The organism is Aminobacter sp. MET-1, assembly GCF_026521175.1.
In the GTDB taxonomy this organism is placed as follows: domain Bacteria; phylum Pseudomonadota; class Alphaproteobacteria; order Rhizobiales; family Rhizobiaceae; genus Aminobacter.
In genome coordinates this window covers 14,936-41,370 of the sequence record NZ_JAMSHL010000011.1, presented here as the reverse complement: position 1 = coordinate 41,370, position 26,435 = coordinate 14,936, and the positions used below count along the sequence as shown (strand labels likewise).

16 protein-coding genes and 3 pseudogenes are annotated in these 26,435 nt (G+C 60.6%); 9 read left to right on the top strand and 10 right to left on the bottom strand.

What is annotated here, in order from left to right:
• The 5 genes from tssE to tssA are packed head-to-tail and all read right to left on the bottom strand — an operon-like array spanning position 1 to position 4,429.
• Positions 1–753, bottom strand: coding sequence for a type VI secretion system baseplate subunit TssE (gene tssE, locus NDO48_RS16450; RefSeq protein ID WP_026227043.1), 753 nt, complete (start codon positions 751–753; stop codon positions 1–3).
• On the bottom strand, positions 734–1,198 hold the full coding sequence (locus NDO48_RS16445) for a type VI secretion system tube protein Hcp (RefSeq protein WP_026227044.1): 465 nt from the start codon (positions 1,196–1,198) through the stop codon (positions 734–736). Before NDO48_RS16445 ends, tssE begins: the two co-directional genes overlap by 20 nt.
• A 27-nt stretch (positions 1,199–1,225) precedes the next feature.
• On the bottom strand, positions 1,226–2,728 hold the full coding sequence (gene tssC / locus NDO48_RS16440) for a type VI secretion system contractile sheath large subunit (RefSeq protein ID WP_018427293.1): 1,503 nt from the start codon (positions 2,726–2,728) through the stop codon (positions 1,226–1,228).
• A 3-nt stretch (positions 2,729–2,731) separates the two neighbouring features.
• Positions 2,732–3,271, bottom strand: a complete 540-nt coding sequence (tssB, locus tag NDO48_RS16435; RefSeq protein ID WP_267321799.1) for a type VI secretion system contractile sheath small subunit — start codon at positions 3,269–3,271, stop codon at positions 2,732–2,734.
• Positions 3,272–3,277: 6 nt separating this feature from the next.
• Positions 3,278–4,429, bottom strand: coding sequence for a type VI secretion system protein TssA (gene tssA, locus NDO48_RS16430; RefSeq protein ID WP_026227045.1), 1,152 nt, complete (start codon positions 4,427–4,429; stop codon positions 3,278–3,280).
• Between the two features lie 253 nt (positions 4,430–4,682).
• Here tssA and NDO48_RS16425 point away from each other — a divergent pair, with 253 nt between their 5' ends.
• On the top strand, positions 4,683–7,550 hold the full coding sequence (locus NDO48_RS16425; protein WP_018427296.1) for an ATP-dependent Clp protease ATP-binding subunit: 2,868 nt from the start codon (positions 4,683–4,685) through the stop codon (positions 7,548–7,550).
• Positions 7,551–7,554: 4 nt separating this feature from the next.
• On the opposite strand, the gene NDO48_RS16420 is transcribed toward NDO48_RS16425, so the two are convergent.
• Together NDO48_RS16420 and NDO48_RS16415 are read right to left on the bottom strand one after the other, a co-directional pair.
• A complete protein-coding gene (locus tag NDO48_RS16420; protein WP_157632699.1) occupies positions 7,555–7,821 on the bottom strand; it encodes a hypothetical protein in 267 nt (88 codons plus the stop codon).
• Between the two features lie 12 nt (positions 7,822–7,833).
• Positions 7,834–10,557 carry a caspase family protein gene (locus tag NDO48_RS16415; RefSeq protein ID WP_018427298.1) on the bottom strand — a complete coding sequence of 908 codons (2,724 nt, stop codon included), beginning with the start codon at positions 10,555–10,557 and terminating at the stop codon, positions 7,834–7,836.
• Between the two features lie 280 nt (positions 10,558–10,837).
• Here NDO48_RS16415 and NDO48_RS16410 point away from each other — a divergent pair, with 280 nt between their 5' ends.
• Positions 10,838–12,844, top strand: coding sequence for a serine/threonine-protein kinase (locus NDO48_RS16410; protein WP_018427299.1), 2,007 nt, complete (start codon positions 10,838–10,840; stop codon positions 12,842–12,844).
• A 14-nt stretch (positions 12,845–12,858) separates the two neighbouring features.
• Here the strand turns inward: NDO48_RS16410 and NDO48_RS16405 are convergent.
• Positions 12,859–13,106: pseudogene (locus NDO48_RS16405) on the bottom strand (ABC transporter ATP-binding protein); the annotation flags it as partial.
• A gap of 632 nt (positions 13,107–13,738) precedes the next feature.
• Between NDO48_RS16405 and rfbA the strand changes: the two are divergent.
• Together rfbA and NDO48_RS30560 are read left to right on the top strand one after the other, a co-directional pair.
• Entirely contained in the window at positions 13,739–14,620 is an 882-nt protein-coding gene (gene rfbA / locus NDO48_RS16400) for a glucose-1-phosphate thymidylyltransferase RfbA (RefSeq protein ID WP_267321798.1), read from the top strand.
• Positions 14,621–14,836: 216 nt separating this feature from the next.
• Positions 14,837–15,154, top strand: a pseudogene (locus tag NDO48_RS30560) (glycosyltransferase family 2 protein); the annotation flags it as partial.
• A gap of 1 nt (position 15,155) precedes the next feature.
• Here the strand turns inward: NDO48_RS30560 and NDO48_RS16395 are convergent.
• Positions 15,156–15,431, bottom strand: coding sequence for a hypothetical protein (locus NDO48_RS16395; protein ID WP_267321797.1), 276 nt, complete (start codon positions 15,429–15,431; stop codon positions 15,156–15,158).
• Positions 15,432–15,488: 57 nt separating this feature from the next.
• Here NDO48_RS16395 and NDO48_RS16390 point away from each other — a divergent pair, with 57 nt between their 5' ends.
• From NDO48_RS16390 to NDO48_RS16370, 5 genes and pseudogenes are all read left to right on the top strand, one after another.
• Complete coding sequence (locus NDO48_RS16390) at positions 15,489–15,767, top strand: hypothetical protein (RefSeq protein WP_267321796.1); 279 nt, start codon at positions 15,489–15,491, stop codon at positions 15,765–15,767.
• Between the two features lie 38 nt (positions 15,768–15,805).
• Positions 15,806–17,752, top strand: coding sequence for an FkbM family methyltransferase (locus NDO48_RS16385; protein ID WP_081623451.1), 1,947 nt, complete (start codon positions 15,806–15,808; stop codon positions 17,750–17,752).
• Entirely contained in the window at positions 17,752–22,077 is a 4,326-nt protein-coding gene (locus NDO48_RS16380) for a glycoside hydrolase family 99-like domain-containing protein (protein ID WP_157632700.1), read from the top strand. Before NDO48_RS16385 ends, NDO48_RS16380 begins: the two co-directional genes overlap by 1 nt.
• Before the next feature lie 834 nt (positions 22,078–22,911).
• A complete protein-coding gene (locus NDO48_RS16375) occupies positions 22,912–23,445 on the top strand; it encodes a hypothetical protein (RefSeq protein WP_018427306.1) in 534 nt (177 codons plus the stop codon).
• Between the two features lie 399 nt (positions 23,446–23,844).
• A pseudogene (locus NDO48_RS16370) lies at positions 23,845–23,994 on the top strand (N-acetylneuraminic acid mutarotase); the annotation flags it as partial.
• Positions 23,995–24,145: 151 nt separating this feature from the next.
• Here the strand turns inward: NDO48_RS16370 and NDO48_RS16365 are convergent.
• Positions 24,146–26,380: an arylsulfatase gene (locus NDO48_RS16365; protein ID WP_267321795.1), complete on the bottom strand. Its 2,235-nt coding sequence runs from the start codon at positions 26,378–26,380 to the stop codon at positions 24,146–24,148.
• Positions 26,381–26,435: the final 55 nt, after the last annotated feature.

The window sequence follows — 26,435 nt, the reverse complement described above, 5'->3', positions numbered from 1 at the left end:
TCAGCTTTCCTTCAGGTCGGTGCGGGCGACGCCATTGTCGAGATTGATGGTCGTGCGCAGCCGCAACCTTTCAGGCGTGGGCGTCATGATCAGCACGCCATCGATCTCGATCTTCAGGCCGGTCTTGTCGCCGAGATTGACCGTCACCTTGGTGGCGCTCTCTTTCAGGCGAGGCTCGAAGGTGGCGAGTACGGCGCGGATTTCGCGGGCCAGCATGTCCCGGTCGAAGTCGCGCGACGAGCGGCCCGAAAACGAGGGCACGCCATAGTTGACGACGCTGCGCCGCACCTCCGGGAAATCGTCGAGCGCGGGCGGGCCGGCGGAGGCATGCTCCAATTCGAGATCGGACAGCAGCGGCGAGGACTCGAAGCGCTCGGTGTTGAAAAGCGCCTCGATGTCGCGCCGTACGGCTTCGCGCAGCACGCGAGCCGACACCACGACACCGCGGCTCTCGAGTTCGGTGCGGCGCATGTTCTGGTCGACGAGGCGATTGAGCCGGCTCTTCTGCTCAGTGCTCAGCTCGGGGTCGGCATCGATCGCACGCCGGCCGCCGCTCACGAGCGCGTCCAGACGCTCCGCTCCCAATTCATCCTGAAGCGCCCGTTGCAGCTCGCCTATCTCGGAGGCGAGCCCGGGTACATCGTTGACCAGACGGTCCCACAGGGAAGGCTGGACCGCCTCGCGCTTGGCTCGCGGGCTGCCCGCAGCCGTGGCACTGCGCCGAACATGAGGCTCACTTGCCGATGTGGACATCCATTTCCACCTCATGCTTATCGTCGTAATTGAACTTGATGGTTTTGTAGGCGAACGCCACTCTGTCCTCGATGACGTCCGGTTCGTCCTCGCTCGGATGCATGTGATAGGTCACCACGGACGCATCGCTCAGCGTTACCACAAGATAGTCGCTCGTCTCGCCTTCGATCGTGCGCCGACAGGAGAACACCACCTCGTCCATAAGGGTGTTTTCGAACAGCGCCTTCTGCAGGTAGGGCGAGGCCATGTCGTAATGCTTGGTGAACTCGATCATGCCCAACGCCACCCGGCCGCGCCGCGACAGCGAGTTTGGATCGTGTGGCGCAACCATGGTGTAATCGACGCCATAGACCTCGATCTCTTCGTCGTGCCCGTCGCGCACGCTTGGGCCGGGTATGTCGGGAACCTTCAGAAATCCGTCTATCTTGGTTCTGGTATCAGGCATTTCGCTCTCCGTGGCTTAGGGACAAGATCAGGATTTGACCGAAGGCAGCTCCGACACGAGACGAAGCGAGGCGTTGATTCCTTCCAGCTGGTAGTGCGGTCGCAGGTAGAAGCGGGCGTTGTAGTAACCAGGGCGGCCCTCGACGCTGTCCACCTGCACTTCTGCCGCGGCGAGCGGACGCTTCGCGCGCGCCTTGTCGTCGGCGAAAGCGGGATTGGCCAGCACATAGCGGTTGATCCACTCCGTCAGCCAGACCTGCATGTCGGAGCGTTCCTTGAACGAACCGATCTTGTCGCGCGCGATCGCCTTGAGATAGTGCGCGAAGCGTGAGACCGGGAACAGGTAGGGCAGGTTGGCGCTCAGCCGTTCGTTGGACTGGGCGTCGGGATCGACCAGACGCCCGGCACGGGTTTCATCGTCCTGCAGCGAATGCGCACCGATGAAGGCGGCAACGTCGGTGTTCTTGCGATGCAGGATCGGCATCAGCCCGAGCTTGGCCAATTCCGCCTCGCGTCGGTCGTCGATCGCCACTTCCGTCGGGCATTTCATCGACACGGTGCCGTCGTCCGTGGGGAAGTTGTGGACGGGCAGGTTGATCACCGAACCGCCATTCTCGACGCCGCGGATCTGCGTGCCCCAGCCGAACAGCTTGTGGCTGCGATTGATGTTGACGCCCATCGGGAAGGCGGCGTTCATCCAGACATATTTGTGATGGTCGCCCTGCACCTCTTCCTCGAAGGCGAAACCCTTAACCGGCACGGTCTCGGCGCCATAGGGCAGGCGAGCCAGCACGCGCGGCATGGCAAGCCCGATGTAGCGGGCGTCCTCGCTTTCGCGCAGCGACTGCCATGACGCATAGGCCGGGTTGGAGACGATCTGCTGCAGGTCCTGCGGGTTGGGCAGCTCCTGCCAGCTGTCCATGCGAAACAGCCGTGGCGAGGCAGCGGCGATGAAGGGCGTATGCGCCGAGGCGCAGATGCCCGAGATGTTGCGCAACAGGCTGACGTCGCGCGGATAGTTGGAGAATTCGTAGGCGCCGATGAGGCAGCCGAAGGGCTCGCCGCCAAACATCGAATATTCGTCGGTGTAGACCTTCTTGAAGACGGGGCTCTGGTCCCACATCTGGCCCTCGAAATCCTCAAGCGTGTCGGCCAGCTGCTCCTTGGATATGTTCATCACCCGGATCTTCAGCTTCTGGTCGGTCTCGGTATTGTTGACGAGGTACCAGAGGCCGCGCCAGGTGCCCTCCATTTCACGCACCTCGGGTGCATGCAGGATTTCGTTCACCTGCGTCGTCAGCACCTTGTCGATGCCGGCGATCAGCGACTTGATCGACTTGATGGCGTTGGAAGAGATCGTCGTTGTGTCGGAGCGCGACTTGGCGGCGAGCGCAAGGTTGCGGACGAGTTGCTGCAGCTTGTCGCTGTCGTCCTTCTTGACCTTGAAGTCCTTTTCGAGGAGTTCGCCAAACTCGCCGAGGTCGATGGCCTCGGCCTCGGCGACTGCAGTGGTTTTCTGTTGCTCGGCCATGGCTCAGCCCTCCGCCTTGTCGTCGCCGGACAGGGCCTGGCCGGCGATCTGCCCGAGCAGCGGTTCGTTGTTCAGAAGTTGGGCGATGCGCTTTTCGGCATCGACGCGGCCGTCCATGAAGCCCAGGAGCTCGACGAGCTGGCGCCGCATCTTGAGGATCTCGGCCAGCTGCGGCACCTGCTCGGCAACCTTGTCAGGGGCGAAGTCGCCCATGCTGGAGAAGGTCAGGTCGACGGCGAGTTCTTCCTCGCCCTCCTTTCCCTCTGTTGTCGGCAGCGTGCTCTTGACCCGCGCCTTCACCCGCGGCCCCAGCGCTTCCATGAACTTGGGGAAGCGGTTGGCGTCGGTGTCGACGAAGCTGCGGTCCTGGACCGACTTTATCGCTTCCCGGGTCTGCGATGCACCTGAGAGATCGGCCATCACGCCCATGACGAAAGGCAGCTCGATGGTGGTCGGACTGCCGTAGGTCTCCACATCGTAGGCGATCTGCACGCGCGGTGCCCGATTGCGCTCGATGACCTTTGCTTTGCTTTCAGCTGGCATGCCTGCTTACCTTTCATCCTTCTGGGACGTCTTCTTGGTATCGGGAACCCCGGCGAGAAGCCGGAACTCCTTCAACCCGGAGGGGGCGAGGTCTTCCATCAGCTCGACGAAATCCATCGGCACCATGCGGCGGACACGGCGGGCGAGATGGGGGATCGGGCTGGAAGGTTCGGTGCGATCGTAGAAGGCGATGACGAGGTCGAGGCACTTGACCACGTCATCACGCGAGTTGATGCGGTCGGGCAGGGTGGCAGCAGCCATTGACGTGGCGAAAGGGCTGCGGTCGTGGCCGTTGGCCGTCGGCGCCGGTTGAATTGGCGAGGCAGCGACTGGCTCAGCGGTCGGCGCGGCACGGGTGCCACGCTGCAGGGTTGCCAGCATCCGCTCCAGAAACCGCGACAGGACGGGCACCGCAGGTCCTGTCGTTTCGAGCCGCACATTGAAGGCCTTGTCCAGGGCCTCGAGGGCTGAGATCGCATTGCGCAAATCCGATGTCAGCGTCGCCACTGCATCGGGCTGCTGGTCGTTCTGCGCCGCAAGTCCGCTGCGCAGTCGACCCAGCAGTTGCTCGTGCGCGGCGGACAGCGCAGAGCGTTCGGAATTGCTCAGGCCTTGCGCCGCTTCCTGGAGCATCAGGCGGTCGTCGAGTGCCCCCTGCTCGAGGTCCCTGCCGCTGATCGGCGCGAAGCCGCGCGGCGTGAGAAACTTCATCCGGCGCAGATTGCCGAGCAGGCCGGCATTGGCGTTCTGCAGGTCGAGCAGCGCGTTGACGCGCCTGAGCGCGGTGTCGCGCGGCGTCGACGCCGGGCGTAATGCGGGGTGCATCGTCTCCCAGTGCTGGTCGAAGCTCTGCGCCATAAGCGTCAGTCCTTCGGCGAGGCCTGGCAGGCCCTGTTCATTGGCCAGCGCGCGGGTGACGATGACGAGCAGGCGCAGGTCGCGGCCGGCCGGTCTCAGCTCCTCGGCCTTGCGCAGCACCGCCGACCAGTCCACCGCGACAGCGACTTCGCTCGATGGCTTGTTGTTGTCGTCGTGGATGACTTCGTCGGGCGGGTCGATCAGCCGCTCCAGCTCGTGGAAACGGGGGTCGTTGCGCAAATCCTCTCCCGACGGATTCGCACCGTCCAGCGGGCTAAGCCAGAGAGAAAGGTCAACCACGCATCCCCCCACGCCGGTACTCGAAGGTTGGAAGTCGTCAGCATTGCCACTCGCCCTAGGTTTAACACACTTCACACCATGCTCAAAGTTTCGTGAGACTAGCTCTTAAGGCTTGGTCACCTTCTTCATGAGAATTGTCCTTGTTCGTTCGCGAGCATCGAAGAACCGGCGATGCTTTGTAAAATTCCCTGACGTGTGGCACCTTATAAGGAACCAGTCCGGCCATCGGAGCAGTCCCATGCAACCAGGGGGCATGCAGCATCGCAGGGCATCGCAGGGCTTCAAGCGCAAGGAACTCGTCGGCAAGCTGAATCCGACCTGCCTGCGCGCCTTCAAGGCTGCCGCCGACGCGGCAAAGCTGCGCGGCAACCCCTATGTCGAACTGGTTCACTTCATAGAACAGCTCGTCTTGTCGGATCGCTCCGATGTGCAGATGATCCTGCGCGATGCAGGCGTTGACGCCGCGCGCATCGCCGCCGACATGACAAGGGCGGTGGACAAGCTGCCTTATGGAGCTACATCCATTGAGGAGTTCTCCGACCACATCTTCCACGCTATCCAGGAGGCGTGGAGCCTGGCGACGCTGGAGTTCGGCACTGAGGAGGTGCGCAGCGCCCATGTCGTTCTGGCCTGCCTGAAGACGCCTGTGCTCGAAGGGCTGGTCTCGAAGATCAGCGTCGAGTTCGACAAGATCGATGCCGACGCCGTGATTGGCCGCTTCGCCGAGGTCATGGAAGGGTCGATCGAGGCGACGGGGCCGGCGGCGGCTGCCGAGACGGCGGAGGCGCCCCGGCGGCCTGGGCGGGGTGGAGACACGGCGCTGGCGAAATATGCGACCGACCTCACCCAGCGCGCCCGCGACGGCAAGATCGATGCGGTGGTTGGCCGCGATCCCGAGATCCGCCAGATCGTCGATATCCTGATGCGCAGGCGCCAGAACAACCCGATCCTCACCGGCGAGGCCGGCGTCGGCAAGACCGCCGTGGTCGAGGGCTTTGCGCTGCGCATCGCCGAGGACGACGTGCCGCCCATGCTCAAGGGCGTCAGCGTGCGCATGCTCGATGTCGGGCTGATGCAGGCTGGCGCGAGCGTCAAGGGCGAGTTCGAGAAGCGGCTGAAGGCTGTTATCGACGAGGTGCAATCCTCGGAGGTGCCGATCATCCTGTTCATCGACGAGGCGCATACGCTGATCGGCGCCGGCGGTGCTGCCGGCACGGGCGACGCCGCAAACCTGCTCAAGCCGGCCCTGGCGCGCGGCGAACTGCGCACCATCGCGGCCACCACATGGGCCGAGTACAAGCAGCACATCGAGAAGGACCCGGCACTGACCCGCCGCTTCCAGGTAGTCAAGATCGACGAACCGGACGAGGCCGCCGCCATCTTGATGCTGCGCGGGGTGGCCGGGGTGCTGGAGAAGCACCACCAGGTGCAGATCCTGGACGAGGCGATCGAAACGGCTGTGAAGCTGTCGCATCGCTACATCCCGGCGCGCCAACTGCCTGACAAGGCCGTCAGCCTGCTCGATACGGCCTGCGCGCGGGTCGCTGTCTCACAGCATGCGCGTCCCGGCGCGGTGGAAGACCTGATACGCCGCAAGCAGGCACTGGAGGTCGAACAGGGCATCATTGGCCGCGAGGCCGCCATCGGCATCGAGGTCGATGACAGGAAGGCGCGGGTAGCAAAAGGGCTGGCCGAGACTGAGGCGGCGCTGGCCGAGGCGGAGGCTCGTTGGGAATCTGAGAAAGCGCTGGCTGCAGAAATCCTGGAGCTTCGCGCCACGCTTCGTGGGCAGGGAGTAGCGCTTGACCCGGTGGCCGCAGGCGCCTCGGAAGGGGGAACTGAGGCGGAGCTGGTAGCGCCCGGCGATGAGGTTGCCGATCAGTTCCAAGGCGGTGGCCAGAGTGTTCCCGAAACCGCTACATCGGACACGGCGACCGCCGGCGACGCTGCCGATCAGGCGCAGGAATCCCCCTCACCCTTGTGGGGAGGGGCCAGGGGTGGGGCGACTCCTGGCTTTGGTGCTCCATCTGACCCCGCCGCCGACCTCGCCCGCCTCAAGGAACTCTCTGCTCAACTCGCCGCGGCGCAAGGGGAAGCACCGCTGATCCTGCTGTCGGTCGACCGCAATGCGGTTGCGGCGGTCGTGCAGGACTGGACCGGCATTCCCACCGGCCGCATGCTTTCGAGCCAGACGGAGAAGGCGCTGCGCTTGGCGCAGACGCTCGCCGCGCGTGTCGTCGGCCAGGACCACGCGATGGAAATGATCGCAAAGCGCGTGCAGACCAGTCGCGCCGGGCTCGGCGCGCCGGAAAAGCCGGTCGGCGTCTTCTTGCTTTGCGGCCCGTCGGGTGTCGGCAAGACCGAGACGGCGCTGGCGCTGGCCGAGATGCTCTATGGCGGCGAGCAGAATCTGATCTCCATCAACATGTCGGAGTTCCAGGAGGCGCATACTGTTTCCACGCTCAAGGGCGCGCCCCCCGGATATGTCGGCTACGGCAAGGGCGGCATCCTTACGGAAGCCGTCAGGCGCAGGCCGTATTCGGTGATCCTGCTCGACGAGGTCGAGAAGGCGCATCCCGATGTCCACGAGATCTTCTTCCAGGTCTTCGACAAGGGCATGATGGACGACAGCGAAGGGCGGCGCATCGACTTCAAGAATTCGCTGATCCTGCTCACTTCCAATGTCGGATCGGAGGTGATCATGCAGAGGACCAAGAACGGGCAGCTGCGCGAGAAGATCGAGGACCTCGACACGGCACTGCGCGCGCCGCTGCTCAAGGTCTTTCCCGCGGCCTTCTTGGGGCGAGTCGTGACAATCCCTTATTATCCGCTGTCGGGCGACATGATCGAGGCGATCACCCGCCATCAGTTCGGAAAGATCGCGCGCCGGCTCGCCGCCAGCCATGGCGCAGAACTGGTGATCGGCGACGGCGTCATGGACCTGATCAAGGCCCGTTGTACGGAGATCGAGTCCGGCGGCCGCATGATAGATGCGATCCTGACCAACACGCTGTTGCCGGAACTGAGCCGCGGCGTGCTCAACCGGTCACTCGATGGGGAGAAGCTGACGCGCGTGACTGTCGGCACGTCAGGCGAGGGGTTCAGCTACGACTTTGGGTAGGGGCTTACCAAGGGCTGCCACTGTCACCGCCACCACCGCCTCCTCCGTCGTTCCCTTCGCTTGGCGTATGAACGACTGGCGTCGCAACCACCGGGGCAACCACGACTTTCCTGGGCTTTGCAACCGGCGCCTTCTTCGTGGGCGCCTTCTTGACCGGAACCGGTTGCTGCACGGGCTGGACAACCTGCTCCTCCACTTTCTTCAGCGAGCCGCATCCGACGAGTGGCAGAAGCGCGCCGACAAGCAGCAGCCTGAGAGTATGCGATAGCATTTGCGTCTCCCCTTATGAGCCCAGCATGTCCAGTCGAGGTCGTGAATCGATCCATTCCTTGCGCAACAGTCCGATAAGCAGATCGCGGGGTTCGCGCGGCGCATCGGCACCGAGAACGGCATTTGCCGCGTCGCGTGTCTGGCTTCCGAGCTTGCCGTCGACCGCGCCGATGTCCTGCCCCGCCCTCTGGAGTGCGAGTTGCACTTCCTTGCCGACGCTGATGTTGTCTACCTTGGCCAGTGCAGCCTTGGCATTCGCCGACACTTCCTTGGTGTCGTGGGATGCGGACAACGCCAGCAGGCGGGCAACCTCGCCTCCGTCGTGCTGCAGGGACGGATTGTCTTGAAGCAGTTCCGCAGCGAAGTACGCGCCCCAGGCGTCGCCGCGCTCGGCACTCTCGCGATACCAGCCGGCCACAGTCTTAGGGTCTGCCGACTTGTCTCGCAGGGCCATGCGGCCGAGGAGGCGGCCGGCATAAGGATGGCCGCGTGCGCGCGCCTTCTCGAACAACTCGGCTGCACGCTTCGCGTCCTTTTGGACACCAGAACCGTCGCGGTAGAGGATGCCGAGAAGCACCAATCCATACACATCGTCCCGATTGGCGGACTCGGAGATGAATTTGAATGCCCGGGCGTCGTCCTTCTTCACGTTGCTGCCGGAGAGATACTCGGTGCCCAGCATGTTCATCGCGTAGGTGTGGCCAGACTCGGCCGCGCTCGTGACCATTGCCATGCCGCGGTCGACGTCGGCCTTGGTTCCGAGACCGGTGACCAGGGCCCGCCCGAGCGCATACTGCGAGTATGGATCGCCGCGCTTTGCCCCAGCCTCGAACAATGGGATCGCCTTGGCCGGATCACGCTTTACTGCGGCGCCGAACTGGTAGAGCCGACCGAGCAGGTAGCTCGCCCGCACATGGCCCGCGTCGCTGGCTTCATTGAGTGCCTTCAGCGCGGCATCGAACTCGCCGTCGGCATAGAGCGCGCGGGCATACTGGTACTTGAAGCGCGCAACGTCGGGATGCTCGTTGACGGCGGACTTGCAGGCCGCGAGCGCCTTCGACACGTCGATGTCGTTGGGCAGCTTGCCATCGGCGACGGCCTGCACGTCGAGCGGTTCGGCGGCAAGGGTGTCGCACTCATTGACCGAAACGGCGACGTTGATGGTGATGGGCGCTGGCGTCTTGGTCCTGACGGCCGGCACCAGCACCACCGTGCGCACGGGAGCGACCGGTTCGACCTTGGGCGCGGGCGCCGGGGCAGGGTTGGCAGCCGTCCCGGTGCCAGTGCTTTCCGGCTGCTGCGGCTTCAACGCCTCGGCGATAGGTTTCAACTCCGACAGGCCGCTGTCGGCAACGACCTTGAGCGAGGGCCGGATACGCAGCTTGCCGATGTCCTCGGCCTTGATAAGGTCGCCTTCCGAAACCACCTGGTCGCCGATGGCGACCTGAGTCTCCGGATCGCGGCTTTCGAGCTTCAGCCAGCCCTTGGGCGCGCTGGACGAACGAACGATCTCTTCCGGCATCGGCGAGAAGCCGGTGCCGACATCCGATGCCATGGCGACGAGGATCGGCTTGGGAGCCGGTGCCTGTTCGTCGACTTCGCCCTGAGCGATGGTCAGGCTCGGCTTGATCGTCTTCGGAGCCGGTGCGCTGACGTCGATGACGACCTTGACGATACCGCTCGCGGTGCGTCCACCTTCCGTCGTCACCGCGTAGCGGATCTCTTCGTCTTTCATGTCGCCGGACGAGGGTTTCATCATCACCGCCGATACCTCGTCGGCCGAGATTTTGCTGTCGAGATCGATCTGCCTGTCGCCCAGCCACAACGTACCGGCCTCCGGCAGCTTGGTGAAGTTGACGCTGAGGGGCGTATCTCCGCTGGTGATCGGCGGCGAGATGCGCAACGCTACGGCCTCCATCTTCGGCGGCACGCGCACCTCGCGCATGTCTTCGATGATCAAGAGGTTCTGGCGGGTGACGAAGAAGAAGGAGGAGGTCAGGCTGGAGGCGTCCCACGGCGTCTGACGGCCGTCGGTGCGCTTGATGACTTCCGAGCGAATGTCGCTGAGCAGCTTGCGGATCTCGACATTCGGCTTCAGCGCATAGTCGGTGAAGGCGCCGGTGAACGGGCTCATGCCGTTGTTGCCGTCGAGCGCCACCTGGTCTGGCGCGGTCGAGTAGACGATCAGCGTGCCGTTCTGAGGCGTAACCGAAGCGAGCCCCTTCTTGCCCTCGACTGCCAGCTTCTTCTGGCCGACGAAATAGGCGTTGTTGGCAAAGGGATTGTCACGACAGGCATCGAGGATGGCGATCTGCAGTGACGACGTCTCGCGCATGTACTCGAGCAGGCTCGACATGCTGTAGGCCTCTACCTCGAGGTCGTAGGACGAGGCCATGCTGGCATCGACTGGCAGCATGTAGTTGTTGCCGCCGACCTGAACCGCATGGCCGCTGTAGTAGAACAGTGCCACGTCGCCATCGTTGAGCGTGCGCAGGAAGCCCAGAACGGTTTCCTCAAGGCCTTTCTTGTTGAGATCGCGGCCGAGCGTCACTTCGAAATTGGCGCGCTCGAGAACCTCGCGAACCCGGTCGGCGTCATTGACCGCGTTCGGCAAGGTGGCGAGGTGCTGGTAGGCCGAATTGCCGATGACCAGAGCAGCGCGGCGTCCGCTGACGCGCTCGGCTGCGAATGAGGCTGTGAGAAGTAGAAGCAAGGCGAGCGCGCAAACAGCAAGCATGTTCGCCGTTCGAAACACGCGAAACAAACTGCTGGGCAGGCAATGCTCGCACACCACTTGGCCGCTCCCCTCGCGAGATCGCAGACTTTACACGGCTATGCACGGCTTGCATTCTTACGCAACGTCAGCATCCTACTTGCCAATCAGGCTGTCAACGGCGAAGCTCGGTCTGTAGGTGATCTAGCCCGGAAGACCTACCTGTTGCCGTCGGGCGTGGAGCCGCTGGCGAGGCGTGAGCGATGGACATTGCCAACGCATGCACTGACGGGAAGCGCCGGCCATGACGTCGGACGACAAGACCCGCATTTCTCCAGATACCGGCGTTCGTCAGGGCACCGAGCTCAATGGCATCTACGAGATCGACGAACACATCGCCACCGGCGGCATGGGCGAGGTCTATCGCGGCCACAACATCCAGACCGGCGACCCTGTGGCCATCAAGGTGGTGTTGCGGGAATTCGCCCGAGACCAGGGCATACTGGCGTTGTTCCGCAAGGAAGCGTCCATCCTCAACCACCTGTCGCACGACGCCATCGTACGCTACCACGTCTTCACCATCGATCCGACGATCGGCCGGCCTTACCTTGCCATGGAGTTTGTCGACGGCCAGTCGCTGGCCGAGCGCATGCGCCAGGGGCCGCTCGACGCTCGAGACGCCCGCAGGATGCTGGCGCGGGTAGCTTCGGGGCTTGCGCTCGCGCATGAGGCGGGCGTCATCCATCGCGACCTGTCGCCCGACAATATCGTCCTCCCCGGCGGCAGCGTCGAAAAGACCAAGATCATCGACTTCGGCATCGCGCGATCGGCCAATGTCGGCGGCGGCACACTCCTTGGCGGCAGTTTTGCCGGCAAATACAGCTTCGTGTCGCCGGAGCAGCTCGGCCTGTTCGGCGGCGAGGTGACGGAACGATCCGACATCTATTCGCTGGGCCTTGTGCTTGCGGCTGCGCTGCGCGGCAGGCAGCTCGATATGGGTGGCTCGCCCGTCGAGGTTATCGAGAAGCGGCGCACGGTGCCGGATCTCGCGGGCGTGGATCCGGATCTTTTGCCGCTGCTCGAGGCCATGCTGCAACCCGATCCCGCGGACCGCCCGCAAAGTGCCGACGAGATCGTCGAATGGCTAAGGGAGACGGGCGGTGGAACCAGGCCGGGAACCATCGCGGCTGCGGCGTCGCTTGAGCGAGAGCCGGTTGCCCGCACAGAGCCGAGCTGGCGTACATCGGGAGGAACGACGCCGGGCAAACCGCAGCCTCCGCCGCCGGAGTCGCTGTTGCCGCGCGACGCGCCCTGGCGCAACACGTCCAAGGCGGTCAGGCCGGCGGCGCCACCGCCGCGCCAGGTCGTGCCCGCTGCTCCGCGACGGAGCAGTGCCGGGCTGATCGGCGGGATCCTGCTTGTCGTGGCCGTGGCGGCTGGAGGAGCCTACTTCGCCGGCCTTGTGGATGGCTTGTTGCCGGGTGGTGGGGCTGTGCTGCCTCCCGCAAAGGACAAGCCGGCGCTCGAACAGGCCGCAAATGGTGGGGTAAAGGACGCGGCCAAGCCGCAGGCTACACAGCCGCAGACCGAGAGCAAGGCGCCGCCTGCCAACAAGCTGCCGCCCTCCATCGAGCCCGAGACGGCCAAGCCACCCGAGCCGGTGAAGGAGGTCGCGGTCGAACCCAAGCCTGTTCCCGCCAGCGCGGCCGAATGGTTCAAGTCTTTCGACGGCGGCTCCTGCTTCTACGCTGCGGTGAAGGATGTCTCGGCGCCCAACCCCGCCGTCGACGGCTTTGCCACCTCGAAGGCGCCGATGGACAAGCTGGTGCGCGACTTTGCCAGCTCGTTCGGCGGCAAGCTGGTGCTGACCCCTCACATCATCGAGCGGGACCAGTGCCCGGTGGCGGATTTCCTCAAGGCCATGAAGCCAGGTTCCAGTGGGCTGCTCCTGCGTCTGAACAAGGATCAGCTGAACGCAGGAGACTCGCTCCAGGGCACATTGACGGGCGCAGGTGGCCGCGACATCAACCTGCTGCTGATCGGAAAGGACGGTGTCGTCTATAACTTTGCCAACCTGCTCAAGCGCGCCGGGTCGGATGCGACCTTCAGCATGAAGCTCGTTCCACTCAGCGACCAGGAAATGACGGCTGCGGAACCACATCTCATCGTCGCGCTTGCCAGTGACGGCGGCCTGCGATCAGCCGACATCAAGGACCCCGAACTGGCGATCGACCTGTTCCCGCGCATACGCAGCGAGGCCGAAGCGCAGCGGGCCGACATCGCGCTCGGCTATTTCCAGTTCGGAAAGTAGTCGCCCAACCTCTGCTAAACCGTCGGCAGCTTACGCACCTCGGGTGCATCCAGGTCTTCGACGGCGCCCTCGTGGACCATACGGCCGCGGTCCATGATGTAGACGACGTCGGCCAGTTCACGGCAGAAATCCAGATATTGCTCGACCAGCAGAATGGCGATGTCGGCGGTGTCGCGCAGGTAGCGGATGGCGCGGCCGATATTCTTGATGATCGACGGCCGGTGCCTTCGGTTGATTCGTCCACCAGTACCAGGAGCTTCGGTGCCGCCCGATGCTCTACCGCTTCAGGCAAGCGATCACCTCGGTATAGCGCCTCAGGATACCGTGGGTCTTGTCGGAAAAGCACAAATACGGATGTCGAAATCTGCCCATGAGCAAATTTGCTCATGGATGTCATAGCCGTAGTCGACAGTCACCAGGGAGCCGTCACCAGATATCGGATTTCCGTGATACTCAGCTTCCTTATGATAGATGATCGTACTGTCAGGTGTGAGTGCGGTACGGACAGTCACAGCGTTGACCAAAGTTCTCTGTATTGGAAAAGTGCTTATGAACAGTCCGCCAGGGCGCAAATGGGGCAATAGTCCTCCTATTCTAGGTGAAAATCCTCATCAAGCATGAGGATGCGGATAATATGGAAAAGCTTGTCCAGAAAGGCACTTCGGCAGTGCCCAAGGCTACCCACCTGAGGTCAAATCTGCCCTGCTCATTGTGATTGGTTGCGGTGCCATCAGCATGGCCGCTGAGAGCGTTGGAGCGGCTACGTGGACAGGCACTGACCGTGCGCGTCACAGCACGTATGGCTTTGAAATATTTTTTTCTTCGATATCCCGAAATTGACTGCTAACATTGTTAGGGATTCGACTGTGCGCGTTGTAAAAAGGGGCTTCGTAGGTGAAGGGTATCATATTAGCAGGTGGCAACGGTACCCGCCTATACCCCGCTACACTCGCCGTTTCAAAGCAGGTCTTGCCCGTATACGACAAGCCGATGATATACTATCCGCTTGGAGTTCTTATGCTTTCTGGCATTCGAGAAATTCTCATAATTTCTTCTCCTCGGGATTTGCATCTGTTTCAGCTATTGCTGGGGGACGGCTCGACATTCGGGATATCCATCGAGTATGCGACGCAATTCGCACCCAATGGCTTGGCTGAAGCCTTCATAATTGGCCGCGATTTCATCGGTGGGGATCGCGTAGCCTTGATATTGGGAGATAATATTTTCTACGGCGACGGTCTGTCTGATCGCTGCCGCTCCGCAGTCGCGCGCCAGCGGGGAGCGTCCGTCTTTGCCTACCAGGTCGACGACCCGCAGCGTTACGGAGTTGTTACTTTTGACCGGACCACACAGCAGGCTCTCTCGATAGAGGAGAAGCCCGAAAATCCAAGGTCCAACTGGGCTGTTACCGGCCTGTATTTTTACGACAATTCAGTTGTTGAGATCGCATCATCCATTCGTCCTTCGGCCAGGGGTGAACTGGAGATTACGGACCTGAACCGCACCTATCTGGAGCGGGGCCAGTTGCACGTCGTCCGGTTGGGAAGGGGGCATGCGTGGCTCGATACGGGCACACATGACAGTCTGCACGATGCAGCGTCGTTCGTCCGAACAATAGAACATCGACAAGGCGTGAAGGTCATGTGTCTAGAAGAAATCGGCCTTGAGCTGGGCTGGTTGAGTGCCGAGGAAGTGCTCACTAGGGCTGCCGCCCTGGGAAGTACCGAATATGCTCGCTACCTTGTGCGCCGGGCAAAAGAGATTGGCCATGGTTGAAATTCGTTGCCTTGGGTTGGAAGGGTTGTTTGAGATTGTGCCCAAGAGGCTCTCCGACGACCGGGACTTCTCGCTCGGGTTGGACTACGACTTTCCATGGCGGAATTGAGGGCGCGTTTGTCGATGACGACTTTGCCAAATCCCATGCGTGTGGCGTGCTGCACGGCGCGCATTGCGGGCGCGTCCACTCGCCGACAAGCGTTACGATGAGCGTCAATGACAAATAAAGTAGACATTGTTGTTGTCACGTATCAAAGCGCTCACGTGTTGAAGGATTGCCTGGCCAGCCTCCCTCGTTTCGCCAACATTTATGTCGTCGACAATGCAAGTACGGATGGTTCTGCGGCGGTCGCATCGGAGGCTGGCGCCGAAGTGATTAGGCTCAATGAGAACGTGGGATATGGCGCCGCCTGCAATGCAGGGGCGGCTGCCGGGACATCGGCCTTCCTATTGTTCTTAAACCCGGATGTACGTTTGGCGAACGGTGCCATCGACAAACTTCTCGCAGCGGCGGCCGATTATCCGTGTGCTGCCTTCAATCCTTCCTTTTATAATGAAGGGCGTCGACGCTTTCGTCGCTGGTCGAGGCTGTTTCCCAGGGGGGGCTTCGTGGCGCGGGCCGCCGCCAATTGCCGATTGCCAGGTTCCCGTCTTGCATGGCGCTTGCATCTTCGTTCGCCGCGACCATTTTGCCTGTGTCGGCGGGTTCGATGAACATATCTTCCTCTATCACGAAGACGACGATATCAGCTTGAGGCTGAGTTGCGCTGGCGTCGAGCTTAGGACCGCGGTCGAAGCGGTTGTTGACCATGCGGAGGGCAGGTCCTCCATCCCGTCAGGTGAATCTTCGCGCATCCGAGGAGAAGCGATGGGGCGGTCGCTGGTCTATGTCATGCGAAAACACCACTTGGCGCTCGATGTTCAAGCCGAACGAAGACGTGGTTGGTTCAAGCTGCTGCTGCCCCATGTTCTTTTTAACACGGCTCGACGCTCAAAGTTGTTGGGCTTTCTGGCAGGCATTGGCGGTCAGCAGCAGGTTCGGATAGCTGACAGCGCGAACCAAGGGACCGGCGAATGCGATTCGGCAATAGTGGGGCAGTGGAATGCCGACAGTGGGCACACAATTGCCAATTGCCACAGGCCGTGACAGGCGAATGTCTCTTTTTCCGTTCGTGGCCTGACTGAATGAATATTCGCGGTTTGTCGTATCGGTTGCAGAGGGCGATCCGTGGTTTTTGGCATCGTCGCTCGACCCCGGTTGATCTCACGCTGCAACACGCAGCCAATGCAGCGGGAGTGTTCGCCGCAGAGGATTACGTGGACATTGCTGCGGCACCGCCGCCAGCAACAGATGTGCGCCTTGTTGCCTATTATCTGCCGCAGTTCCATCCAATTCCGGAGAATGACGGATGGTGGGGCAAGGGCTTCACGGAATGGCGCAACGTGGTCCGGGCTATGCCCTTGTTCGATGGGCACTACCAGCCCCGAAGTCCTGCCGAATTGGGCTACTACGACTTGCGGCTGGCCGACGTCATGCGTCGCCAGGTGGAGTTGGCGAAGCTTTATGGAATTGGCGGCTTTGCGTTTCATTTCTACTGGTTTGGTGGCAAGACACTGCTTGAGAGGCCGCTCTCGGATTATCTCGCACGCCCCGACCTGGATCTGCCTTTCAGCCTCTGCTGGGCAAACGAAAACTGGTCACGTCGCTGGAACGGCCGCGAACAGGATTTGCTCATTGCCCAGGATCATTCAGAGGCAGATGACATAGCCCTGATTCAATATATCGACCGGTATTTTCGAGATCCAAGATACATCAAGGTCGAGGGAAAGCCGGTCTTGACGGTTTATCGTCCTGAACAGCTTCCAGATCCCGCGGCTACGATCGCGCGTTGGCGCAGCGAAGCACATAGGGCCGGTTGGCCGGGGCTTTATGTTATCGCCACCAATGCGTTCGATTTCGTCGACTATCAAAAGTACGGGTTCGATGCGCTATCGGAATTTCCGCCGCATGGGATCAAGGCGACAAACGCCGAAAGCAGCATCCATATGTCGCCGCTACGCGAAAGCGGTGGGCGTGTGCGGATGTACGCCGAGGCAGCGCAAAATGCCATGAATGCCAGTGCGCCGATCGGGCGGGTGCATCCAGGCGTGATGCCAGGATGGGACAATTGCCCGCGCCGTCCCCGAAATGGCGTAATTTATCATGGGGCGACTCCGGAGATGTTTGCCCGTTGGCTGCGCCATGCTGTTGATCGTGCACGTGGCAATCCGAAAGGCGAACGATTTGTCTTCATCAACGCTTGGAACGAATGGGGCGAGGGCGCCTACCTAGAGCCGGATTTGCGCTACGGCTATGCGTATCTGCAGGCCTGCAGGGACATGGACAAGGTAACGACAGACAAAGGCAGGACCATCTACTTTGATCCGGCGGACAGCCGCGGCAGAATGCTGAAGGAGCATGCGGGCAACTTCAATCCGCTTTCGCTTGTCATGTGGGACATGATCCTGAAGGAAGCGTCGTGGACTCAGGTTATCGACATAGGATGCAACTATGGCGAAATGCTTGCCAATGCCGAGCTGCCGAAGGGCGCGGAAATCACGGCCGTCGAGCCCAACAGTCTTCTTAGGCACTACCTCGGGAGAACGCTGGAAGAGGCGGGAGTTGATGCCCGATTGGTTTGCGCCGCAGTTTCGGACTCCATTGGGACGGCCCGTTTTTTTCGCGACGACAAATGGTCCGGCACCAGCCGCGTTCTTAGACCGGAAGAGACCGTCGAGAATCTGATCGTAGTTCCTCAGGTCACGGTTGACAGTCTCCTCGACGGCGTCACGGGCGCTGTCCGGCTTGCTATGAAGATCGACGTCGAAGGACATGAGGCGGCCGTTCTCAGAGGCGCTCTACGAAGCTTGAAGCGTGTCCTGGACTATTCGATTCTGGTGGAAATCAAGCATATACCCGAAGACGACCAGAGGTGGATCTTCAAAATGTTTGATGTCTATGGCCTTGATATGACATCGGCGCAATTGATTTATCTTAGCGGCACCCCCTACGAGGAAGTAATACGGATGATAGATGCGGAAGAAATCTATGCGCAGGATGTTATTGTTAAGCGCAGGGGACAGCGCCGCTGATGTCGGGTTCAATTAAGTGGCGAGCGCTGTGGCGCCATCCGACCGACTCTCGCAAACGAAAAGAATTTCGTGCTGGGGGGCATTGCGCAAAGCAGGGCAAGGCCATTCGCAAGACCCGAATGTGGCTGAATCTGGCGGCAATGCTAAGGCACCCGCTTTCTCAGAATGAACGCCGAACCTGGCGCGACGCGGCCCAGCACGGCTTTCCACCAGCACGTATTCCGGCCAAGGCGACCTTTCAAGAAACTCCCGACGCATTGCATAGCAGACTCTACGATTGCTACGTGCAAAATGCCCTTGGGCAGTTCGACTCTTCTGAATATTGCAGCATCGCGACGGAACCGCCGCCTGCAGATGTGTGCGATGTCAAGCTGATTGCCTATTATCTGCCTCAGTTCCACCCAGTAGCCGAGAATGACGAATGGTGGGGTAAGGGTTTCACTGAGTGGCGCAACGTTGCCCGCGCCTATCCGCACTTCGACGGACATTATCAACCGCGCATCCCTGGAGAGCTGGGATATTACGATCTCCGTGTCGTCGATGTCATGAGGCGGCAGGTCGAGCTTGCAAAGCTCTATGGAATTCACGCATTCTGCTTTCATTTTTATTGGTTCGGCGGCAAGCGCCTGCTCGAAACGCCCATCTTGAATTACCTTGAGAACAAGGATCTGAATTTACCGTTCTGCTTGTGCTGGGCGAACGAGAATTGGTCTCGACGTTGGGATGGCAGCGAAAATGAAATCTTGATTTCACAATCCCACTCGGCCGAGGACGATGAGGAGCTGTTGCGGTATCTTGACCGCTACTTCAGAGATGATCGCTACTTAAAGATCGATGGCAAACCAGTTCTGACGGTCTATCGTCCCTCGATCCTTCCAGATGCCGCCGAAACAGTCCAGCGGTGGAGACGAATTGCGAAAGAGCTTGGTTACCCCGGTATCTATCTTATCGCGACCAACTCCTTTGCGTTCTCGGACTATCAAAGGCTGGGTTTCGATGCGCTATCGGAGTTTCCGCCTCATCACGTTGCAGCAGCCAATGTTCAGCAAGAATTCCAAATGTCGCACCATCGCACGGGATGGCGCGTTCGCTCTTACCCGGAGATCGTGGCGAGCGAAGAAGCACGAAAACCCGTTCCGGGAACCGTTGTCCCTGGCGTGATGCCCGGATGGGACAACAGTGCCCGTCGCCCCGCAAATGGTGAGATCATTCACGGTGCTACGCCACAATTGTTCGAGAAGTGGCTACAGCAGGCATTCAAACGCGCCCAAAAAAACCGCCTTCCGGAACGGTTTGTCATGATCAATGCCTGGAACGAGTGGGCGGAAGGCGCCTATCTCGAGCCCGACAGCAGATTTGGGTATGCGAACCTTGAAGCTTGCGCCTCTGCGGTTCGTAACCATGTTGGCTCTGCGTCAATGAGGGTGATCGCAGGCAAGCGGCCGCGCCTTTCAGATGGCAAAACCGTATTGTTGTGCTCCCATCATGCCGGCAAACAAGTATTTGGTGGCGAACGCAGTTTCCTTGATATCGCAAGAGCGCTGTCGGAGAGCGGATTCAATCTGGCGGTGAGCCTTCAGGAAGGTGTAAACAAGCCCTACGTTGAGGAACTGCGCAACTTTGCGCAGGAGATACACATCTTCAAATATGATCAGTGGAGCTCCAGTTCGGCTGAAACCGTCGCTTCTACACCTCTGTTCTTGGAGGTAATCGACAGTGTAAAGCCCGACCTAGTGTATGTGAACACGATCGTTGTGGCAGCGCCTCTCGCCGCTGCGAGATTGCGTGGCGTTCCATCCGTCGTCCACGCACGTGAGATCATCACCCACGATGAGGATCTTCAGCGGCAAATCGGAATGAGCGGACCTGAAATAGTAAGGCAGGTGGTTCATTCGAGCGATCACGTTATCGCCAATTCGCAGGCCACTCTGGAGTGTTTCGGCCATGCCAAGGCGTCGATGATCCCAAATACCGTCGATATCGAGGCCTTCGATCAGGCACCGATTGGCGAGCATGGTGCCGTTACATTTGGCCTTATCAGTAGCAATCTGCCCAAGAAAGGAATCGAGGACTTTGTTGAGTTGGCCACTGCCTGCCAAAAGCAGGTTCCAAATGCCCGATTTCTCGTTATCGGCCCGCTTGGCCGCCCTGTCATCAAAGATTACTTGAGCCGCAAGAAGAAGACGCCGAAGAACCTCGAATTTGTCGACTACCAGCCAACGTCAGTTGAGGCTATCGGGAAAGTCGATGTGGTCGTGAATTTTTCGCATTTTCAGGAGTCGTTCGGGCGCACTGTACTTGAGGGCATGGCCGCCGGTCGCCCTTCGCTCGTTTATGACTGGGGCGCCCTGAAGGAGCTTGTCAAACATGGTGAGACCGGCTTCCTAGTTCCGTTCCGAAAGCCGCTGGAGGCCGTCGCCCACGTCCATATGCTGTGCAATGAAAGAAAGCGCCTGCAAGAGATGAGCAGAGCGGCGCGCTCGCGGTCGCGTGATTATTCGTTCCCGCAGTTCAAGGCGAAGCTCTCTGAGGCGTGTCGGCAGATCATCGATGCCGGGACAACCGTTCATGCCTATTCGAACGCCGGGAAAGAACGGCTTGAGGCCATATCCGAGAAAACCATCGACATTGTCGTGTGTGTCCACAATGCACTGTCGGATGTGAAGGCATGCCTCGCTTCGGTCAGAGCCAATCTTGGTGCCAATCAAAGAATCATTCTGGTCGACGACGGTTCGGATGACGAGACCCGTCACTACCTCGAGAAGTTCGCGGCGCGCGAACGAGTGGTCCTGCGTCGCAACGAGCAAGCCCAAGGCTATACTAAAGCCGCCAACCTTGGGTTGGAACTATCGAATGCAGATCTGGTCATCCTTTTGAACAGTGACACTGTTGTGACTAGGAACTGGGCTGAAAAGCTAGCAGATGCGGCGTTTTCCAGACCTGACATTGGCGCAGTCGGCCCGCTTTCGAATGCGGCTTCGTATCAGTCAATCCCCGGCACCTTAGGCACAGACAAGCAGACGGCTATCAATGATTTGCCGCCAAACATGTCGGCTGACGACATGAATGACTGGTGTGAGAGAAACAGCACGTCAATGGTTCCAACTGTTCCATTGATCCATGGGTTTTGTTTCGGCATCACGCGTAGAGCTCTCGACACGGTTGGAAAATTTGATGAGGCGGCCTTTCCGGAAGGCTATGGCGAGGAGAACGACTACTGCTTCCGGCTGTCTGCGGCGGGGTTCAGCATGGCCGTCGCAACTCACACCTATGTCTACCACGTGAAGTCGTCGAGTTACACAGAAGAGCGCCGACATCATCTGTCGGAAAAAGCGCAAAATGTGCTTTACCGGCGTTATGGGCGGGATGCTTTCAATGCGGCCATTCGCACGCTCGAACGGGACCTTGGTCTCTCGTCTATGCGGGCCCTTGCGCAGAATTTGTACGAGAAGACAAAGGCGCCAGTCGCCGGGCGTGGCAGGGGCGCGCGCAAAGCGCATCCCTATTTGTTGTCTGAGTTGAACGATCAACAGTGGCTTCAGGCGCTCCAGGCTAGCGTGGATGACACGACTGTCGACGGCATCGAATACCCTGGCTTTCCGGATGCGCAATTGCAAATCGGCACGGTTGGTTCAGCTGGCAAGGGGACTATCGCGGAAGGATTCCGCTTTTACTCGTTCGTACTGGAAGCGGCCCGAGCCAATGGCGTGAATGTGGGGCTCAAGTCCCGCGTCCTGGATTTCGGGGTCAGCTGGGGCAGGATAATACGCTGTCTGCTGCGTGAAGTAGCTCCCGCGGGTCTCTTCGGCGTGGATATCAGTGATCGTTTTCTGTCTGCTGCCCAACAGACCGGGGTCCCGGGTGATCTCAGGCTGATCCAGCCGGACGGAAAGCTGCCGTTTGCCGACAATTCTTTCGACGTTGTGTATGCTTACTCGGTGTTTACGCATCTTCCAGAGCACATTCAGAAGATCTGGCTGGCGGAGATAGCGCGCACCCTCAGGCCAGGCGGGATTTTTGTCGCGACGGTGCAACCTCCACGTTTCCTCGATTTCATTAGGGAAGCGCCACAGGAGAGGGTCGTAAAGAGCGCTTGGCTCCAACAACTCCAGTCCGAGCTTTCGAAGAAAGACGACGCCCCTGGAGAGCTTGACCAGTCTGGGTTTGTTTTCCTTCCAACAAACAACGGAAAAACATACGGCGACATGATTTTGACTGAAGCCTACGTGAAACGTGTTTGGGGTGCGAAATTTGCAATCCAGGAGTACCTGGATGACCTTTCTCGATTTCAGCAGGCGGTCGTTACGGCCAAGGTTCTCAAGTAGGAGCACTAGAGGGATGCGGCTCATTCGTGTCGCGTCCCAAACTCCCTTCAGATGCGCCAGGTGCAAAGATATTGGCGTGGCAGGCAACTCGCACGGCGCAATTGTCGGATTGGGGAGCTGCTCGCCATAACCGTCGTTCTCGGCAGCGCCCCTTATCTGACGTCGTGCAAAGCCAAATGTGTCGGATGACCCCCAAGCCTCATCCTTGGTCTGGAAGTCGCGTCGATCGGGCCCGCGGATGACTGGTTGATGTCCACCTGATGAACCACTCCTGTCCTAGAGCTGACACACGCTCAAGCTTGCCAGGGGCCGACTGCCACTTTCGCAAGGCTAAGGCCTGGTGATTACCTTAGTCCTCCTTGGATTCGATCGTCTGGACTGTGACCTGGATGCGTGCAAGCGTGGCAAGTGCGGTGACAGAAAGCCGGGACTGACACCATAGGTCGATGCCAGTCGGTCGGGGGGCTCTTGTCGATCTGAAGGGGCGCGCCACGTAGAGAATTGAGCTTTGTGCCATTATCCGGCACTCGAATATGCGTGGCGCTTTCTTTCAGCTCTCGCGACGGCACTGCACTGGCCGACACCGGCCAGGCAATGGCTGGCCTCACTGGAGGAGTTACCAGCGTTGTCGTTCAATCGCCACTGAGTGCTCGCAAGGGCAGCGACGCGAACGCCGTCAATAGAGCGGTCCTTCAAACTGCGGGTTTAAGGCCGCATAGAACTTGCGTCCAAGGAGATTTCTTTCGATTTGTGGCAGAGCGATCCGTAAATAGGTGGTGACGCTGACCGGGAGAGGTCCTATGGCATCTTGCGACTGCCATTTGAGACCAACGTATGAATGTTTTCGTGCTTTGCACCGGACGCTGCGGTTCGACGACTTTTGCCAAAGCCTGCGGTCATATCGACAATTTCACCTCAGGACATGAGACTAGGTCGCGACTGGTCGGTGCAGACCGACTTGCGTACCCTGTTAGACACATTGAGGCCGACAATCGGCTGTCTTGGCTACTAGGCCGGCTAGAAAAGAAATATGGCGACAACGCGCACTACGTGCATCTGACCCGGGACCCAGATGCCGTCGCTGAGAGCTTTGCCTTAAGAAGCGCGCACGGCATCATGAAGGGCTACCGCGACGCGATTCTGATGGAGGCGGGCAACGCGGCCCCAATTTCGATTGCTCGCGACATGATCGACACGGTCACCTGCAACATTGAGGCGTTCCTGCGAAATAAGACAAGCTCGATGCAGGTGCGCTTGGAGACAAGTGGCGAGGACTTCGCCCGTTTCTGGGATTGGATCGGCGCAACTGGGAATTGGGAAGGTGCCGCTGCAGAGTGGTCTGTTCGGCATAACGCTACCGCCCGGTAACGCCTGTCCGGAACATCTCCCGTTGCAGGGGCTGGCAGCAGGCACGGTATGGGCGCGAAATCCAGAAACAGTGGAAAGGCCGGCGACTTAGGGTAGGCCCGCAGCCAGAGATGTCGCACGGCACCGTAGCCCGGAATCTCTCCGAAACTGTCACCATCGTCACGATGCCTAAAAAGTGGAGTGCCGAGGCTGGTGTAGTGAGTACCGAAGCCGATTGAAGCTGCCACCCTTGCGATGCTGCCGTGCATGAAGGGCTTCTCTAGGGGCCTGCTTTTCGTCTATGAGGCGGCCCACCTTGGCTGTATTGCGCTGGACGATTATCAGACTAAAGTCGGGATTGGCCTAGCGCTACTCAGCATTTGAAGCGAGGCCATTATGTTGCTGTTGTTGTCAGCAATGGGCAAGCAGCCGACGGGGCTAGGCTATGGCGCTTCGTTCTCGGTACCTGGAGGCGTGCTCGTTGTCGGCGGCGAAGACAGCGAAGCCAAGGCGCGTAACGAGGTGTTTCTCTTAAGATGGGACGGCAGGGCGCTCTCGATCGAGAACTGACCATAGTTCTGGAGCGCGCAAAATGGCGGCCCGCCAACTCCGCGACATCAGCCGCCATGTTTTCGGCTATTATCCCCGCAGATGCACATAGTGAAGCAGATGGAACGATGACCGGCTGGGATCAGCAATCCGGTCCCCGGCGCCAACCTTTCTAGTCCACATCCAGGCTTGCCGGTACCGCTTCGCGATCGTCTGCGATGGCGTAGTCGATGCGCAGGATCCGGCCTGAAAAATCCGGGTTAGTCTGTCTGTCGGGGTCGACCGGTTCGGCATTGCTGCGTCCGAAGGTAAGGGGCGACAGCGACAACCTGAGCAGGGTGCGTTCGAACACATGTTCGCCGGCCGGCTGGCCGTCGACCGTGAGGCGGCCGCGTCCCTTGAGTGTTGCGGTCTTTTCGAAGTCGAAGACGACTGTCGTCTTGCCGAGTGGGATCTCCCGGCCCGAGACGAGGCGGCTGACCTCGAAGCCGGCATAGTTGTAGGTGTAGACCAGCCGGTTCCCGATGATGTCGAGCGCATAGCCGCCATGGCAGCTACCGAAGCAGACGAGCGCGCCGCCCTGGCTCGCATTGCTGCGCTCGATCTCGATCGATATGCGGTGCGAGACGTCCTGCGTCATCGGTGCCGCCTCTGCCGGTATCGAGGAAATTGGCGGGAAGTAGCTGCACTCGTTGCGCCAGCGTGGTGCGCCGGGCCGGTAGGGCGGTTTGAACAGCACGTCGCTGTCGTCGAGCGGCATGACACCGTAGCGGCCGGCCTCCGCCCACCAGCGTTCCTTCATCTCGGCGAGCTTTTCCGGCTTTTCCCCGGAGAGGTCGCGCAGCTCGGAAAAGTCCTCGTCGAGATGGTAGAGCTCCCAGCGCTCGCTGTCGAAATCATCGCCGGCCTTGTGCTGGGTCACCGCCTTCCAGCCGCGATGCCAGATGCTGCGATGGCCGTACATCTCGAAATATTGCGACTGCTTGGCGGTTGCCGCATCGGGAGTGTCGAAGGAATAGGCGAAACTCTCGCCATGGATCGGCATCTGCGCCACGCCGTTGATGCTCTCGGGTGCTGTGACGCCGCAGAGCTGCATGATTGTCGGCGTGATGTCGGTGACATGGGTGAACTGGCAACGCACCTCGCCCTTGTCCGATATGCCTGCCGGCCAGGAAAAGATCATCGGGTCACGCACGCCGCCGCCATGGGTGAAGCTCTTGTAAAGCTTGAGCGGCGTGTTCGAGGCCTGCGCCCAGCCCCAGGGATAGTTGCCCGAGCTGCGCGCCGTGCCGATTTCGGCGAGGCGCTCGCGCGACACGGCATAGTCTTCCGGCAGGCGGTTGAACCAGCGGAGCACGTTGGTCGTGCCGTCGGGATCGCAGTCGGTGGAGGCGCCATTGTCCGAGATCAGCACGATGATGGTGTTGTCGCGAATGCCGGTGCGGTCGAGGAAGTCGAGCAGCCTGCCGAAGGCGGCGTCGGTGTGGCCGAGAAGTGCTGCATAAGCCTCCTGCATATGTTCCGACACCTCGCGCTCTTCCTGGGAGAGCTCGGCCCAGGCGCGCACGCCGGGGTTCGGCGGCGGCAGCTCAGTATTCTCAGGCACCAGGCCCATCGCCTTTTGTTTGGCCAGCCTCCGAACGCGTTCCTCGTCCCAGCCATGGGCAAAGCGGCCGCGATAGCCGGCCAGCGCCGATGCGGGCGCCTGGTGCGGGAAATGCCCCGCACCATAACAGAGATAGAGGAAGAACGGCTTGTTCGGCCAGATCGCCATCTTGTCGGCGATGTAGCGCACCGCGCGGTCCGACAGGTCGTCGGAGAGGTGATAGCCCTGCTCGGGCGTCGCCGGCGGCGGAACCTGCTGGTTGTCCTGGCATAGTTCCGGGTGGAACTGGTCGGTGCTGCCGTTCATGAAGCCATAGAACCGTTCGAAGCCGCGGCCGAGCGGCCATTGGTCGAAGGGGCCGGCGGCATTGGCGTTTTCGGTCGGCGCAAGGTGCCATTTGCCGACCGCATAGGTCGCGTAACCCTGCAGCTTGAGCATTTCGGCGAGCGTGCCGGCGCGGTGGCTGATCGCGCCGCGACCGGAGGGCCAGCCCATGTCGGCATTGGCGAGGTAGCGCATACCGACCGAGTGGTGGTTGCGTCCGGTCAGCAGGCAGGCGCGTGTCGGCGAGCACAATGTGGTGGTGTGGAAATTGCTGTAGCGCAGGCCGTTGTCGGCAAGCGAATCGAAGTTCGGCGTGTCGATGGACGAGCCGAAACAGCCGAGGTCGGAGTAGCCGACGTCGTCGAGCACGACATAGATGACGTTCGGCTTGCCGGCCGGGCCGCTGGGGATGTCGGCATAGTCGCGCTCGGATTCGTGGTGCGTGCGGCCGATATGGCCGCGAAATTCGGAAGTCATGCTCTGTCCCGATCTTTTGAGATGGTCGCCGGGGCCCCAACAGGAGGGCGACCCG

Coding starts and splice junctions, on each gene's coding strand:
- NDO48_RS16410 (WP_018427299.1), top strand. CDS start 10,838: ATGACGTCGGACGACAAGACCCGCATTTCTCCAGATACCGGCGTTCGT.
- NDO48_RS16390 (WP_267321796.1), top strand. CDS start 15,489: ATGGGGCGGTCGCTGGTCTATGTCATGCGAAAACACCACTTGGCGCTC.
- tssE (WP_026227043.1), bottom strand. CDS start 753: ATGTCCACATCGGCAAGTGAGCCTCATGTTCGGCGCAGTGCCACGGCT.
- NDO48_RS16425 (WP_018427296.1), top strand. CDS start 4,683: ATGCAGCATCGCAGGGCATCGCAGGGCTTCAAGCGCAAGGAACTCGTC.
- tssB (WP_267321799.1), bottom strand. CDS start 3,271: ATGCCAGCTGAAAGCAAAGCAAAGGTCATCGAGCGCAATCGGGCACCG.
- NDO48_RS16365 (WP_267321795.1), bottom strand. CDS start 26,380: ATGACTTCCGAATTTCGCGGCCATATCGGCCGCACGCACCACGAATCC.
- NDO48_RS16415 (WP_018427298.1), bottom strand. CDS start 10,557: ATGCTTGCTGTTTGCGCGCTCGCCTTGCTTCTACTTCTCACAGCCTCA.
- NDO48_RS16420 (WP_157632699.1), bottom strand. CDS start 7,821: ATGCTATCGCATACTCTCAGGCTGCTGCTTGTCGGCGCGCTTCTGCCA.
- NDO48_RS16375 (WP_018427306.1), top strand. CDS start 22,912: ATGAATGTTTTCGTGCTTTGCACCGGACGCTGCGGTTCGACGACTTTT.
- tssC (WP_018427293.1), bottom strand. CDS start 2,728: ATGGCCGAGCAACAGAAAACCACTGCAGTCGCCGAGGCCGAGGCCATC.
- NDO48_RS16385 (WP_081623451.1), top strand. CDS start 15,806: ATGAATATTCGCGGTTTGTCGTATCGGTTGCAGAGGGCGATCCGTGGT.
- NDO48_RS16380 (WP_157632700.1), top strand. CDS start 17,752: ATGTCGGGTTCAATTAAGTGGCGAGCGCTGTGGCGCCATCCGACCGAC.
- NDO48_RS16395 (WP_267321797.1), bottom strand. CDS start 15,431: ATGGTCAACAACCGCTTCGACCGCGGTCCTAAGCTCGACGCCAGCGCA.
- NDO48_RS16445 (WP_026227044.1), bottom strand. CDS start 1,198: ATGCCTGATACCAGAACCAAGATAGACGGATTTCTGAAGGTTCCCGAC.